Below are 14408 nucleotides of genomic sequence, written 5' to 3' on the forward strand. Positions count from 1 at the left end.
ATGCAGATGATCGGCGGTGGGGGACTATCCCCGCACCCGCGGGGATGTTCCCAAGAGCCGTGGTGACGGGGGGCCGGACCTCATCTGCTCCCCGCGCCTGTGGGGGTGGGGCTATGAAACTCGCTCATGGGAGAACTGGGGCGTCTGCTGCCTGCACCTGCGGCAATGTCCCTTGACGCGTCGATCAGACTGCCCAGCCCGTCGCTTCGGCCATCTGTACACCGTCTGCCTTCAGGCGCCAAAGCGTGGGCTCCCTGGGTAGCCGGCCGTCAGTGCCTGGGCACGACTTGGTAGCTCAAACCTCCCTGGCAGCCACTGTGGTAGACCCAAAGCCCAGGCGTCGGGCGACGGGTGGGGATGGCAGGGGCACTGAGTCGGAGCCGCAAAGTGACAGCCTCCCGACGTGCGCCACCCGTCCAAGGCGAGGTTTTCATCCAAAAAGGACTTCTTCGTCTGGCTCTTCCTGTACTTATCAGACATGACACGTGGGGGCGAGTTGAGGTCTGGGTTGAAAGATCGGCTCAGTGGGCCGGCGCGGACGGTGTGGGCCAAGCACGACCGGGACAGCCACGGTTGGCTCCCGCTGTGGCGGCACATGGAGGACAGCGCCGCTGTGGCGGGACTGCTGTGGGATCAGTGGCTGCCGGACAACGTGAGGGCCCTGATTTCGGGGGCGCTGCCAGGTGGGCTGGAGGATGGGCGTCGTTTGGCGGTGTGGCTGGCAGGGGTGCACGACATCGGGAAGGCAACGCCTGCGTTCGCTTGTCAGGTCGAGCAGCTCGCGTATGCGATGCACGAGCAGGGCCTGGGGATGAAGACTCTGAGTCAGTGGGGGCCAGACCGTCGGATGGCTCCGCACGGTCTGGCCGGACAGCTGCTGCTGGCCGAGTGGTTGGAGAAGCGGTACGGGTTCACTGTGCGGCAGTCGGGGCAGTTCGCGGTCGTAGTGGGCGGGCACCACGGGGTGCCGCCGGAACACGGCCAGATCAAGGGGCTCGACGACCGTGAGGATCTCCTGCGTACGCCGGGGGAGAGCCGGTCACGGTGGCTGCGGGTCCAGAAAGAGCTGCTGGAGGCGTGCGCCGAGGAGTTCGGAGTCGCAGAGCGGCTCGGCGGCTGGCAGTCGGTGAAGTTGCCGCAGCCGGTGCAGGTGCTGTTGTCGGCGCTGGTGATCGTTGCGGACTGGATCGCCAGCAACCCTGATCTGTTCCCGTACTTTCCGCAGTCCGCTCACCAGACGGGCGAAGAGCGGGTGGCGGCGGCCTGGCGGGGGCTTCGGTTGCCGCCTCGTTGGCGGGCTCAGGAGCCGGTCGAGGGTATACCGGAGCTGTTCGCGTCGCGGTTCGACTTGCCTTCCGGCGCCCAGGTTCGGCCGGTGCAGGAGGCGGCGGTGCGGCTGGCGCGCACCATGCCGGAGCCGGGGTTGCTGGTGATCGAGGCGCCGATGGGCGAGGGCAAGACGGAGGCCGCGCTGGCGGCGGCGGAGATTCTGGCGGCCCGTTCGGGGGCGGGCGGAGTGTTCTTCGCCCTGCCGACGATGGCCACGGGTAACGCGATGTTTCCGCGGCTGCTGGACTGGCTGGAGCGGCTGCCGACCGAGGACGGCGTGCGGTTGTCGGTGCTCCTGGCGCACTCCAAGGCCGCGTTGAACGAGGACTTCGCCGATCTGCTTCGTGCGGGTGCGCAGCAGATCGCGGCCGTGGGGCTCGACGAGGACGACGGGCCGGTGCGGCCGGGGAGAGAGGGGAGTGCGGCGTCGGCGGAGCTGGTGGCGCACTCCTGGCTGCGGGGTCGGAAGAAGGCGATGCTTTCGTCGTTCGTCGCGGGCACTGTGGATCAGCTGCTGTTCGCGGGCCTGAAAAGTCGGCACCTGGCGCTGCGGCATTTGGCGGTCGCGGGCAAGGTCGTGATCATCGACGAGGTGCACGCCTACGACACGTACATGAGTACGTATCTGGACCGGGTGCTTTCGTGGCTGGGTGCCTATCGGGTGCCGGTGGTGGTGCTGTCGGCGACGCTGCCCGCGGCGCGGCGGCGGCAGCTCGCTGAGGCGTACGCGGGTGAGAGCGCGGCCGGTGACGCCGACGGGTTCGACGCGGTGGAGCAGGCAGATGCGTATCCGCTGCTGACCGCTGTGGCTCCGGGTTCGGTGCCCGTGCTGGAGGCGCCTTCCGCCTCCAGCCGCAGTGGTGAGGTAGTGCTCGAACGCCTGGAGGGCGACCTGGGCGTGCTCGTGGACCGGCTGGAGACCGAGCTGGTGGACGGTGGGTGCGTGCTGGTGGTGCGCAACACCGTCCGGCGGGTGCTGGAGACGGCCCGGGTGCTGCGCGGACGGTTTGGTGAGGGCGCGGTCACGGTTGCCCACTCGTGCTTCATCGACGTGGACCGGGCAGCCAAGGACAAGGCGCTGCTGTCACGGTTCGGTCCGCCGGGCAAAGCGAGAGAGCGACCGACGCAAGGGCACATCGTGGTCGCCAGTCAGGTCGCCGAGCAGTCCTTGGACGTCGATTTCGACCTGCTGGTCAGTGATCTGTGCCCGGTGGACCTGCTGCTGCAGCGGATGGGGCGCTTGCACCGGCACCAGCGTGGTGATGGCCAAGCGGATCGCCCGCCGCGGCTGCGCCGGGCACGCTGCCTGCTCACTGGTGTGGACTGGGCTGGTCAGGTGCCGGTGCCGGTGCGCGGCTCGGTCGCCGTCTACGGGGAGTACCCGCTGCTGCGCTCGGCCGCCGTCTTGCTGGACCACCTGGATGGCGACGCGCGGCCGGTTCGACTGCCGCGGGACATCAGCCTGCTCGTTCAGGGCGCGTACGCGAAAGGCTCAGCTGCACCTGCGAGTTGGGCGGAGGCGATGGGTCGGGCACTGCAGCGGCATGAGGACTTCCGCCAAGGCCAGGCCGAGCGGGCCGATGTGTTCCGGCTGGACCCGGTGGGACGGCCCGGGCGGCCACTGATCGGCTGGGTCAGCGCGGGGGTGGGCGACGCTGATGACAGCCGGGCCGGGCGTGCTCAGGTCCGCGATGGCCGGGAGAGCCTGGAGGTTGTCGTGGTGCAGCGGCGTGCCGACGGCGCGCTGGCGACCGTCGATTGGATCGAGCCGGGCAAGGCCGGGCTGGAGTTGCCCGAGGACCGGGCACCCGATGCGCGGGCGTCGAAGGCCGCGGCGGCCTGCGGGCTGCGTCTTCCGTACCAGTTTTCCTTCCCCGAGGTCCTGGATCGCGCCATTGCGGAGCTGGAGCAGTTCTGCCCGCAAGCCTGGCAGGGCAAGGAGAGCCACTGGCTGGCGGGCGAGCTGATTCTCGTCCTCGACGCCGATTGTCAGACCCGTCTGGCAGGGTTCCAACTCCGCTACAGCGACGTGGACGGACTTGAGGTGACGCGTGTCTGAACCCGGAAGCACCGGCGGCGGCTTGCCGTCGTTCGATCTGACCTCCGAGCCGTGGATCCCGGTGCTGCGCCGGGACGGTCGGCAGGACGAGCTGTCCCTGCGCGAGGTCTTCGCGCAGGCATCGGACTTGGTGCGGATCGTCGGCGATGTGCCCACGCAGGAGTTCGCGCTGCTGCGACTGCTGCTGGCGGTTGCGCACGACGCCCTCGACGGGCCGCAGGACGCCGATCAATGGGTCGATTGGTGGGAGGACGAGAGCTGCTTCGCCTCGATGCCCTCCTATCTGGACGCCCACCGGGAACGGTTCGACCTACTTCACCCGGTCGCCCCGTTCTTTCAGGTGGCCGGTCTGCGTACGTCCCGCGACGAGGTGTTCTCGCTGAACCGGATCGTCGCCGATGTCCCCAACGGAGAGCCGTTCTTTACCGCCCGCATGCCGTCCGTCGAGCGGCTCGGCTTCGCCGAGGCCGCACGCTGGGTGGTGCATACCCACGCCTACGACACCTCCGGCATCAAGACCGGCGTGGTGGGCGACAGCCGAGCCAAGAACGGCAAGGCGTATCCGCAGGGCGTGGGATGGTCGGGCAATCTGGGCGGGGTGTTCGCAGAAGGGGACACGCTGCGCGAGACGCTTTTGCTGAATCTGGTCGCCTGCCGTACCAACAGGCATCGTTCCGATCCGGATGACCGGCCGGCTTGGCGGCGGGAACCCTGCGGCCCAGGCGCTGTCCCCAATCGGCGTCCGACAGGTGTGCGGGACCTGTACACCTGGCAGGGGCGCAGGCTGCGACTGCATTTTGACAACGGAGGCGTCTACGGAGTCGTGCTCTCCTATGGCGATCCGTTGCCCCTGCATAACCTTCACGAGCGCGAGCCGATGACCGTGTGGCGACGCAGCGAGACACAGGAGAAGAAACTCGGCGAGTCGCTGGTCTACATGCCAAAGACGCACAATCCCGAGCGTGCGGTGTGGCGCGGCTTGTCCTCGCTGCTCGCCGAGCGTCCGACGGTGTCACAGACCACCGAGGCCGCTCCTGAACTCGGTGCCGGAGTTCTGGAGTGGATCGCCCAGCTCGCGACGGCCGAAGGGTATCTGCCGCGCGGAACCCGCTTCCGGGCCCGGATCGTGGGCGCTGTCTACGGCACCCAGCAGTCCGTGATCGACGAGGTCGTCGATGACCGGCTGTCCATGGCCGTCATCCTGCTGAACCGCCAGGACCGCAGGTACGCGCAGCAGGCGATCAGTGCGGTGGCCGACGCCGACCAGGCAGTGGCCGTCCTCGGCGATCTCGCTGTCGACCTGGCTCGTGCCAGTGGTGCGGCCACCGAGGGGCCTCGTAGCAGGGCTCGCGAGCAGGGGTACGACGCGCTGGACGCCCCGTACCGGTCCTGGCTCCAGAACCTGGGTGGCGCCACCGACCCTGAGGAACACCGCGCGCGGTGGAGGACCGAGGTCCACCGCATCATCCGCGGCATCGGCGAGCAGCTGATCGCGGGGGCGGGAGACGCCGCGTGGCAGGGCCGCATCATCACCACTGGCAAGGGCGACTTGTGGCTCAACTCCGCCTACGCCGAGCGATGGTTCCGGTACCGGCTCGCCAGGGTCCTCGGCGATCCAGAAAGCCTCAAGGCCGACACGGCTGCATCGGATTCTCCCAGCGATGGTTTTGCGGACCCTGGTCCTGAAACCCCCGCAGCATAAGCAGAAAGGGACCCTGGCATGACCACCGCCACCTACGCGAAGCCCATGCCCGACCGTGTCAAGGATCTTGTTGCCGACACGATCGGTCCGCTGCAGCACGAGCTTCTCCGCGACGGTCCCAAGGCCGTGGCGACTCTCGCCAGACTCCGCCGCGGAGCAGGGAAGCAGCCGCATCAGGTTCCCGACCTGCTCGGGCTGATCGACACCGGACCGCTGTACGACAAAACCCCGGACGGACGGACGCCGGGGGAGGAGTCGCTGACCCGCGCCGAGGATGCCGTGCACGTCGCGATGACCTTGTGGGCGATGCACCAACAGTCCCGCAGCACCGGGATGCACCGGCCCCACCGTACGGACGCGCCCGGCGGGCTGGGAGCCGCCGTACGCCGGCTGATGGAGGAAAGAGACGCGGAGGACGCCGTACGGAAGCGGTTCGTCCGTATTGGCACCGCATCGGAGCTCTCGATCCTCGCCCAGCGTCTGCGGGAAATCGTCGTGCTGCTGCGCGACGAGGGCGTCCCCCTCGACTATGCGCTCCTGGCCCGGCAGCTCTACCAGTGGCAGTGGCCACAAGGCCCCGAGACCGTCCGCCGAGCCTGGGGCCGATCCTTCCACGCCTACCGCGACCCCAAAGGCGACCCCACCACCGAGGCCGACGGGACCAGCACCGACGCCCCGTCCAACTCCGACACGACATCCAAGGACGACTCGTGAACCGCATCTTCCTCGACGTGCATGCCCTGCAGACCGTGCCCCCCAGCAACCTCAACCGGGACGACACCGGCGCGCCGAAATCGGCGGTGTACGGCGGGGTCCCGCGGGCGCGGGTCTCCAGCCAGGCGTGGAAGCGCGCCACCCGTGGCTACTTCAAGGACGCACAGCTGCTCGACCCGGCAGACCTGGGCGTGCGTACGAAGAAGGTCGCCGAACTCCTCGCCACCCGCATCATCGAGCTCGACACCTCGATCGCCGAGGCCGATGCCCTGCGCCTGGCCGCCGCCGTCATCGAGGCTGCCACCGGAAAGAAGCTGGAGGCTCCCGAGCGCAAGACACGCGGCGCGAAAGCGAAGGCTGCGGCGGACGAGGAACCGGTCGACGAGACGCCAAGGTCGAAGTACCTGATGTTCCTCAGCACCCGGCAGGTCAACGGCCTGGCCGCTCTGGCCGTCGACGGCGCCGCCGACATCACCGCGTACCTGAAGGACAAGGGCAACAAGGCACGCGCCAAGCAGATCGCCGACACCGACCACTCCGTCGACATCGCCCTGTTCGGCCGTATGGTCGCCGACTCCACCGACTTCAATGTCGACGCTGCGTGCCAGGTCGCCCATGCGATCAGCGTGCACCGAGTGGAGAACGAGTCCGACTATTACACCGCTGTCGACGACGAGAACACTGAGGCCGAGAGTGGCGCCGGCATGATCGGCACCGTCGACTTCAACTCCGCCACCCTCTACCGCTACGCCTCCGTCAGCATCCACCAGCTCGCCGCCAACCTCGGCGAAGGAATGCGCGAGGATCAGTCGGTCACCACGCCCGTGCGGCGCGCCGTGGAAGCGTTCGTGCACGCGTTCATCGCCTCACTGCCCACGGGGAAGATCAACACTTTCGGAAACCACACGCTGCCCGACGCCGTCGTCGTCACGCTGCGCACCACCCGCCCGATCAGCTTCGTGGCCGCCTTCGAAGAGCCCGTCACGGCCGCGGCCGGCAGCGGGCACCTGCGTGAGGCCTCCGCCCGACTCGCCGCATACATCCCCGAGATCGAACAGGCCTACGGCGACGAGGAGTCCACCCGCGCCTGGGTCCTGCGTGTCGGCTCGACCACCGACAAGCTGGCCGATGTCGGCGAGAAGACGCCTTCTTTGTCCGCGCTCGTCGAGGCCGTCGGCACCGCCGTCGCCGAGCGCATGGAGAAGCCCGCATGAGCGTGCTCACCCTCCGGCTCGACGGCCCCCTCCAGGCGTGGGGGGCCTCGGCCCGCTTCGCCCGACGTACCACCGAGTCCGCTCCCACCAAGAGCGGTGTCATTGGCATGCTCGCCGCCGCCCGCGGGATGGAGCGCGGTGACGACGTCGAACTGGCCCGTCTGGCCGCGCTCCGCTTCGGTGTCCGCATCGACCAGCCTGGCACCCGGGTACGTGACTACCAGACCGCGCGGCATCAGATCACGCAGGTGTCCATGCCCGTCTCGGAGCGCTACTACTTGGCCGACGCCGTGTTCGTAGCAGCCGTCGAAGGCGAGGACGAACTCGTCGACGTCCTGGACGCCGCACTGCACGCTCCTGTCCACGCTCCCTTCCTCGGCCGCCGCTCCTGCCCGCCTGCCCGCCCCGTGCGGCTCGGCGTGCACCGCGGGGCCGACCTCGCCCGGGCGCTGCGGGACGAGCCGTGGCAGGCAGCACCTTGGTACCGCAAAGGACATGGCCGACAGCCCACCATCCCCCTGACGGTGCTGCGCGAGGCCGCCGCTGACGAGGACGGCGCGGACCTACTGCGAGACCAGCCACTCAGCTACGCGGCCGAGCGCCGCCGCCACGCCCTGCGCCCTGTGGTCACTGAGACCGTGGAAGTACTCCACCCTGATGTCCGGGCCGCCGCGACGGCCAGGGTGGGCGTGCCCACGCACGATCCTCTCGCCGTCCTGGAGGAGAGCAACTGATGTACCTGTCCCGCTTCCGGTTCAACACCGCGCGCCCAGGGGCCCGGCGTTTGCTCTCCTCCCCCCAATCGCTCCACGCGGCGGTGATGTCGTCGTTCCCTCATCTGCTGCCCACCGACAGCGGCACAGCCGACGGGTCGCGGGTGCTGTGGAGGCTGGACCGCAACGCGGCCGCCGAGGTCCTGCTGTACGTCGTCAGTCCCGACCAGCCTGACATGACCCACCTCGTGGAACAGGCCGGCTGGCCGGCGGCAGCCACCGCGGAAGCCCCCGGCTGGCAGAGCCGCCCCTACGTCCCGTTCCTCGACCGGCTGGCCGAGGGAAGTGTGTGGGCGTTCCGACTCACGGCCAACCCGGTCCACCAGATCCGCAGGAAGGAAGGCGAGCCGACCAAGCGGACCGCACACCTGACCCCGACCCATCAGATGGAGTGGCTGCTGGACGCGCGACGCCAGGAGCGTAGCGGATTCCTCATCTGCGAGAAGCCCGCAGAGAATCGTCTCCTGCCCGGTGGCACGACCCATCACAAGCGGCCGCAGCACGGCGACCGGTACGAACTGATGGTCCGCGACCAGCGCAACCTGTCCTTCCCGAAGCAGGGGGCGGGTAACGCCTCCACTCGGAACCGCGTCACCTTGGTCACTGTCACCTACGACGGCCGGCTCACCGTTACCGATCCCGACCGGCTCCGCGCCACCCTCACCCAGGGGCTCGGCAAGGCCAAGGCATACGGCTGCGGGCTGATGACCCTCGTTCCGTTTGCCACGACAGCCGGGTGAACCGTTGACCACCGTCGGCCGGCGTCCTGCGCTTACTCCCCGGCATCTCACCCGCACCGGCGAGCGCCTGTCCTTTGTGTATCTGGAACGGTGCCTCGTACACCGCGACGCCAACGCCATCACCGCCGAGGACGCGGACGGCACGACCCACATCCCGTCCGCCACCATCGGCACACTCCTCCTCGGCCCGGGCACTCGCATCACCCACCAGGCGATGAGCGTCCTCGGCGAGACCGGAGCGGCCGTCGCCTGGGTCGGCGAGCACGGCGTGCGCTACTACGCCAGTGGCCGGGCCCTGACCCGCTCCGCCGCCCTCGCCGAGGCCCAGGCTGCCAAGTGGGCCAATCCCCGCACGCGTCTTGCCGTCGCGCGCGCGATGTACCGGCTGCGCTTCCCGGATGAGGACCCGGCCGGTCTCACTCGGCAGGAACTCCTTGGCCGGGAGGGGCGCCGGGTGAAGGACTGCTACCGCGAGCAAGCCGCCCGCACCGGCGTCCCTTGGCGCGGACGCCGTTACACCCCGGGCGACTTCACCAGCGGGGACGCTGTCAACCAGGCCATCACCGCCGCCGCACAGTGCATGTACGGCATCGCCCACGCCGTTGTAGCTTCCCTCGCCTGCAGCCCGGCACTGGGCTTCGTCCACTCCGGGCACGAACTGTCCTTCGTCCTCGACATCGCCGACCTGTACAAGACCGACATCGGCATCCCCATCGCCTTCGATGTTGCCGCCGAGGACGATCAGGACGTCGGCGCTCGTACGCGCCGGGCTCTGAGGGACCGAATCAACCAGACGTCCCTGCTCGACCGCTGCGTTGACGACATCAAAGCCCTGCTTCTGCCAAACGCCGCAGGAGGGAGCGCGGCCGTCGATCCCGACACGGACCGCGTTGTCCTCCACAGCGACGGAGGACGACAGGTGCCCGCCGGCCGCAACTACGCCGAAGATGCCGGTCTGGATAGCGATGAGGTGCTCTGGTGACCGTCATCGTCCTGACCAACTGCCCGCCGGGCCTGCGCGGCTTCCTCACCCGGTGGCTCCTGGAGATCTCCGCCGGCGTCTTTATCGGCAACCCCTCCGCCCGCATCCGCGACGCCCTGTGGGAGGAGGTACGCCAGCACGCGGGACAAGGCCGCTCCCTGCTCGCCCACACCACCAACAACGAGCAAGGCTTCACCTTCCGCACCCACGACCACGCTTGGCACCCCGTCGATCACGAGGGCCTGACCTTCATCCGACGTCCCCACCCCGAAGCACAGCAGGCCGCCGGTGCTCCAAAGCCAGGCTGGAGTAAGGCATCCAAGCGCCGCCGCTTCGGCAAGCGTGCCCAATAATGAACCATATGGCTGAATTGTCGGTATCGGTGAAAGTGTGGGAAACGAGCCTGTCCTGGCACTAAAGCCCCAGGTCATCCAGTCTGCTCCCCGCGCCTGCGGGGATGGTCCCGGCCGGTCCCCGGCGCCAGGCAGGACGGGGCGCTGCTCCCCGCGCCCGCGGGGATGGTCTCAGCAGGCCGCTGCGGAGTGAGCAATCAGAGCTGCTACCGGAACTGTGACAATGTGCCGGGGCTGCGGAGAACAGCGATTGGGCTGGAAGCCAACTCCGATGGGCAGGGGAAGTTTTAAGGCACCGTCACCGTTGCCGCGACCCTGCTCTCGGGCCTAGCAGGCACCGTTCTCGGGTTCGTATTGATCTCCGCCCGCGAAGACCGTCTTGAGGCTCTGCAGTGCGCCCAAATCCTTTAGAGGGTCGCCGTCGACGACGAGTAGATCGGCCCGGTAGCCAGCAGCCAACCGGCCGATCTCCTTGCCCAGACCCAACGCTTGCGCAGCCTGGCCGGTGGCCATGTCGATGATGTAGCTGGCCGGAAGCTCCAGGCGCTCGTAGAACCCGAGGCTTGCGGCCAGCCCGCCGAACTGGGCGCGCTGGACCCCGGCGTCCGTGCCGGCGATCAGTCGTGCTCCGACCTCGGCCATTCGCTTCACGTTGCTGGAGATGGTCTCGAATCGCTCGGCGCTGAAGACCTGCGGCAGCATCTTCCACTTCGGGGTGATTGTCGGGCAGACGTAGATGCCCTTGCTGACGATCTGGGCGAGGACGTCTTCGCGGAGTTCGAAATTGCGGTCGGGAGTCATCCAAGTGCAGTGCTCGATCGTGTCGACCCCTGCGTCTGCCGCAGCCGCGATCCCGTCCACGCCGTGGGCGTGAGCCGCGACGGGGAGCCCTGCCTGATGGGCCTCGGCGACTACGACAGCAAGCTCCTGGGGGGTGAACTGGGGCTCCCAACTGGCGGGTCCGTCCTTGGTGAGGCCGCCCCCGGTTGCCATCACCTTGATGACCTGAGCACCTGATGCGACGTTGCGCTCGATCAGGCGCCGGATCTCGGACGCTCCGGATACCTCCCCGCCGAGGAACCAGCAGTGGCCGCCGACCGGGGTGAGGGGGGTCGCCGCGGAGACGATGCGCGCCCCGGTGGCCGGGCCGTTGTCGATCGTGTCCGCGAGTCGCAGCGCGAGCCCGTTGCGGTCTCCCAGGTCGCGCACGGTGGTGACACCGCTGCGCAGGAGCGTCTCCGCCCGTCCCTGCATATCGTCCAAGAGCTTCTCGTCATCGTGCTCCAGGACTGCCTTCGGGTCCGGGGAGGCGTCGAACAGCAGGTGCACATGCGCATCGACCAAGCCAGGGAGGAGGGTGGCGTCGGGGTAGGCGAGCCGTTCCTCATCGGGGCGTACCTGCGCCTCGACCTGCGGGCGCGGTCCCGCGGCCACGATGGTGTCGCCGTCGATGAGTACGGCGCCGTCCGGTACGTAGGTGCCCGATGCGGGATCGGTGAGTACTCGTCCAGCGGTGATCAGCATGTCGCTCCTTCGTGATCAATCAGGCTGTCTACGCAGCGCGTTCGAGAGCGCCACGAGTTCTCGGACGTCATCGTCACGGTGCTCATGGTGTGGCATGGCCACCGGCATCGCTCGGGCGTGCACGGGGGCGCCCCGGCGGGCGGCGTCAGCGGCCTGACGAAGGCGGGCGGCCAGCACGTCCGGGGGAGCGGTGTCCAGGGTGGCGCCGTCGGGAGCGTGATCGAGTAGATAGGGGCTGAGACGCACCAGGCAGTCCCGGCACTCGGCCCACCGCCGGGTGTACCGGCGGTGCACGCTACGCGCCGACCAGCGGTCACGCCACGACGAGGAGGAGGGTTTCATCACGTACTCGGGGAAAGCCTCGGACAGCAGCTCCCAGAGCGGTTGCAGCTCGCGGTGCACGCGCCGGTGCCGACGCCACATCCGGAAGGCGTCGAGCCGGGATCGGGCGCTGGAATAGGTGACACCGACGATGAACGCCAGAATCGAGAACATCAGGATCAGCGAGACGCCGGACGTGACGGTATCCGGTACGGCGCCACCGAACGCCCGGATGATGATGAAGATCGCGCGAGTTGCGCAGGCGAAGGACATCCCTGCCAGGCCCGCTGCGGCGAGCCATAGGCCGGTGGCGTGAGGGCGCCCGGACAGGCGCGCGTACCGGCGGGTCCACCAACTGGCCGCCGCCAGCGTGTACAGCATGTACAACCCGGCGCCGAGGTAGAACACGACGACAGGGGGGTTCGTCATGTCTGCCGCCCTGAAGCCGACTGCGATGGCCTCGCCCGGAGCCGTTTTGGCCGCGACCGTGATGATGACCATGACGACGACCATGACGGCTGCTTCGCGGCGTGCTCGTCGGCGGCCGATGTGCTCGTCGGCGACAGAGTGCAGATAGAAGCACATCAGGAAGTACGACGTCGCCAGGAGCAGCAGGTTCTGTACCAGCTTGGCCATGTTGTGGGAGGCGATGTGGTCGAACCCGGGCCTGCCGTCGGGCATGGCGGGCAGGTAGGAGCAGGCAATACAGACCAGACACAGTGCCAACGAGCGCAGAGAAGCGTCATGCGGGGCCCGGTACAGCTGGTACAGCTTCCACACCACAGTCGCCGCCAGACCGGTGAGGAAAAGGGCGATCGCGAGGGTCTCCATCACAGCCACCCCATACGGTCCCCGAGGGCAGAGTGGATGCGGCGGACAGCAGGATCCGTGGACGGGGGATCTGTTACCTCATCCAGGATGGCCGCCCACGCCCCGATGATCGTCGCGACCAGTTCAGCTTCCCGCTCCTGCTCGGTGTCGTAGGAGCAGCGTTGAAGCGCCCGCCGGATCGCGCCCGGTTTGAGGCCGGGCAGGAGGCTCTCCCACTGCGCAGTGAGGCTCGCACCGGGATGATCGGCCAGGATGTGGCCGATCTCGTGCAAGATGATGTGGTTCTGGTGACCAGCGGTCGTCGCAGCTTGAAAGATAATCAGGTCGGCGCGGGGGGTATCGAGCCAGAGGCCGATAGGGCCGGGCGTCGGTAGGGGGAAAGGGCGCAGTTCGATATGCCGACCCCGGTGGGTTGAGAGCGCTTCGCACAGTTGATGCACGCTCAACGGGGGTTGGACTTCCAGCGCGCGTAGCGTTCGGCGGATGCGCCGCGCTAGCTCACGCTCGCTTCCGCGCCAGCTGCTCCACGGTTCCTCGGACGCGACGCGCGCGTGGTCGGAATCTTTGGTGCGCCACCACATGACTGAATCGACCCTTTGCTCACCTTCGGTTGCCTTAGCCATCTTGCACAGGGACCACCGCCACTCAGCGTGGCGATGGTCCCTGTGGTGCTTGCCCTGGCCTGCCCCGAGATGGCGGAATGTTGCGCTCCGTATACAAGGCGTGTGACTTGATAATGGGGCATAGCGGGGCAAGTCGTCGCCCTCGGTTGAGATGGAGGGCAGAGGCGTGGGTGATGAACCCCATAGCCCGGATCGACCGGTCTCGGGTGACCTGACATCGCTTCTCAGGCACTGGCGCGAACGCCTGGATCACACCCGCATCCGTGGAATCGACCGTTCGCGCAGACGGTTGAAGCCAGGGCTAACCCAACAGGAAGTCGCGCAGCTGACCGGGGTCAGCCTCGCGTGGTACCGGGAGCTGGAACGGGGCCAGCTTCGCCGTTTCGACGGGCAGTTCCTTCAGCGCTTGGCGACGGTGCTTCGCCTGGGTGAAGCCGAGCGCGTGGTGCTCTTCCGGCTGGCCGCTGGTCACCCACCGCCCTCGCTAAGTCCCTCTTCCGTCGCGTCCGCGGATGAGGGCATGCAGGTCATCCTCGACCAGATGGCACCGCATCCGGCGTACCTGTCGAATCTGTGGTGGGACCTCATCGCGTACAACCAGGCCGTGGAGGAGTGGTTCCCCAGGCTCCTGGACCAGCCGAACCTGATGCGCTTCTCCTTCCTCCATCCCGAGGCGCGCCGGCAGTTCGTCAACTGGCGCGCGGACTGGGCAGCCCCAGCCCTCGCTCAGATCCGCTATGCCATCGCCACACACCCGGACTGCGAAGAACTGCTCCAGCTACGCGACGACATCCTGATGGGCAACTCGGAAGCCCGCGAGCTGTGGGAGGCGAACCAGACCCGGGCGCATCCAGACGGCGACGTCCGCCGCCTCTGTCTGCCGCTCCACGGATGCCAAGAGATCCTCGTCCGCATCACGGCTTTCGCTCCGCTGAGTAACCAAGACCTACGATTCGTGATTCTCCTGCGTGTGTGAGGAGCTGAGGTTCATCCCCGCGGGTGCGGGGAGCAGGCTGCGTGACCTGCGTGTCTATCTGTGAGTAGGTTGTTCGTAGAGCACTTTCTCAAAGTCCGGCATTCCGGGTACATGCTGTCCATTTTTCTTCTGGGCCGCAGTGGATGCTCCGCCCCAACTTCACCATGCCATGCAGGGGCAGACTGGAGGGCGGTACCGCCCGTTCGGATGGCCGCTCAGGAGGCAGGTCGGCGCAATGGAGATCGCACGAACCGGTGCCAGTTCGAA

The 14408-nt window shown here is 68.0% G+C and carries 12 protein-coding genes; 9 read left to right on the forward strand and 3 right to left on the reverse strand.

All coding sequences use genetic code 11. The features are described from left to right. Nucleotides 1–478 precede the first annotated feature (478 nt). The 8 genes from cas3 to cas2e are packed head-to-tail and all read left to right on the forward strand — an operon-like array spanning nucleotide 479 to nucleotide 9866. On the forward strand, nucleotides 479–3388 hold the full coding sequence (gene cas3 / locus ABZ370_RS08650) for a CRISPR-associated helicase Cas3' (protein ID WP_358618366.1): 2910 nt from the start codon (nucleotides 479–481) through the stop codon (nucleotides 3386–3388). After that, the gene (casA, locus tag ABZ370_RS08655; RefSeq protein ID WP_358618301.1) at nucleotides 3381–5090 is read left to right on the forward strand and encodes a type I-E CRISPR-associated protein Cse1/CasA; all 1710 of its coding nucleotides are present in this window, start codon (nucleotides 3381–3383) and stop codon (nucleotides 5088–5090) included. Before cas3 ends, casA begins: the two co-directional genes overlap by 8 nt. An 18-nt stretch (nucleotides 5091–5108) precedes the next feature. After that, entirely contained in the window at nucleotides 5109–5804 is a 696-nt protein-coding gene (casB, locus tag ABZ370_RS08660; protein ID WP_358618303.1) for a type I-E CRISPR-associated protein Cse2/CasB, read from the forward strand. After that, a complete protein-coding gene (cas7e, locus tag ABZ370_RS08665; RefSeq protein ID WP_358618304.1) occupies nucleotides 5801–7018 on the forward strand; it encodes a type I-E CRISPR-associated protein Cas7/Cse4/CasC in 1218 nt (405 codons plus the stop codon). The genes casB and cas7e overlap by 4 nt, the downstream gene beginning before the upstream one ends. Next, a complete protein-coding gene (cas5e, locus tag ABZ370_RS08670; protein WP_358618305.1) occupies nucleotides 7015–7752 on the forward strand; it encodes a type I-E CRISPR-associated protein Cas5/CasD in 738 nt (245 codons plus the stop codon). The genes cas7e and cas5e overlap by 4 nt, the downstream gene beginning before the upstream one ends. Continuing rightward, on the forward strand, nucleotides 7752–8531 hold the full coding sequence (cas6e, locus tag ABZ370_RS08675; protein WP_358618306.1) for a type I-E CRISPR-associated protein Cas6/Cse3/CasE: 780 nt from the start codon (nucleotides 7752–7754) through the stop codon (nucleotides 8529–8531). Before cas5e ends, cas6e begins: the two co-directional genes overlap by 1 nt. Nucleotides 8532–8535: 4 nt before the next feature. Then, nucleotides 8536–9513 carry a type I-E CRISPR-associated endonuclease Cas1e gene (gene cas1e, locus ABZ370_RS08680; RefSeq protein ID WP_358618307.1) on the forward strand — a complete coding sequence of 326 codons (978 nt, stop codon included), beginning with the start codon at nucleotides 8536–8538 and terminating at the stop codon, nucleotides 9511–9513. Then, a complete protein-coding gene (gene cas2e, locus ABZ370_RS08685) occupies nucleotides 9510–9866 on the forward strand; it encodes a type I-E CRISPR-associated endoribonuclease Cas2e (RefSeq protein WP_358618308.1) in 357 nt (118 codons plus the stop codon). Before cas1e ends, cas2e begins: the two co-directional genes overlap by 4 nt. A gap of 327 nt (nucleotides 9867–10193) precedes the next feature. Here the strand turns inward: cas2e and ABZ370_RS08690 are convergent, their stop codons facing one another. Genes ABZ370_RS08690 through ABZ370_RS08700 form a run of 3 tightly spaced genes read right to left on the reverse strand, consistent with a single transcriptional unit; the run spans nucleotide 10194 to nucleotide 13165 of the window. Continuing rightward, entirely contained in the window at nucleotides 10194–11390 is a 1197-nt protein-coding gene (locus ABZ370_RS08690; RefSeq protein ID WP_358618309.1) for an amidohydrolase family protein, read from the reverse strand. 15 nt (nucleotides 11391–11405) lie between these two features. After that, nucleotides 11406–12542 (reverse strand): MAB_1171c family putative transporter, encoded by a 1137-nt coding sequence (locus ABZ370_RS08695; protein WP_358618311.1) that lies wholly within the window; start codon nucleotides 12540–12542, stop codon nucleotides 11406–11408. Next, nucleotides 12542–13165, reverse strand: coding sequence for a hypothetical protein (locus tag ABZ370_RS08700; protein ID WP_358618313.1), 624 nt, complete (start codon nucleotides 13163–13165; stop codon nucleotides 12542–12544). The genes ABZ370_RS08695 and ABZ370_RS08700 overlap by 1 nt, the downstream gene beginning before the upstream one ends. Nucleotides 13166–13331: 166 nt before the next feature. Here ABZ370_RS08700 and ABZ370_RS08705 point away from each other — a divergent pair, with 166 nt between their 5' ends. Continuing rightward, nucleotides 13332–14141 carry a helix-turn-helix transcriptional regulator gene (locus ABZ370_RS08705; protein ID WP_358618314.1) on the forward strand — a complete coding sequence of 270 codons (810 nt, stop codon included), beginning with the start codon at nucleotides 13332–13334 and terminating at the stop codon, nucleotides 14139–14141. The last annotated feature ends 267 nt before the right edge of the window (nucleotides 14142–14408 follow it).

The organism is Streptomyces sp. NPDC005962 (assembly GCF_040629205.1).
Lineage (GTDB): Bacteria > Actinomycetota > Actinomycetes > Streptomycetales > Streptomycetaceae > Streptomyces.

Excerpts from the sequence above, each read along its gene's own strand:
- cas3 (WP_358618366.1), top strand. The coding sequence starts at position 479 with ATGACACGTGGGGGCGAGTTGAGGTCTGGGTTGAAAGATCGGCTCAGT.
- casB (WP_358618303.1), top strand. The coding sequence starts at position 5,109 with ATGACCACCGCCACCTACGCGAAGCCCATGCCCGACCGTGTCAAGGAT.
- cas5e (WP_358618305.1), top strand. The coding sequence starts at position 7,015 with ATGAGCGTGCTCACCCTCCGGCTCGACGGCCCCCTCCAGGCGTGGGGG.
- cas6e (WP_358618306.1), top strand. The coding sequence starts at position 7,752 with ATGTACCTGTCCCGCTTCCGGTTCAACACCGCGCGCCCAGGGGCCCGG.
- ABZ370_RS08690 (WP_358618309.1), bottom strand. The coding sequence starts at position 11,390 with ATGCTGATCACCGCTGGACGAGTACTCACCGATCCCGCATCGGGCACC.
- ABZ370_RS08695 (WP_358618311.1), bottom strand. The coding sequence starts at position 12,542 with ATGGAGACCCTCGCGATCGCCCTTTTCCTCACCGGTCTGGCGGCGACT.
- ABZ370_RS08700 (WP_358618313.1), bottom strand. The coding sequence starts at position 13,165 with ATGGCTAAGGCAACCGAAGGTGAGCAAAGGGTCGATTCAGTCATGTGG.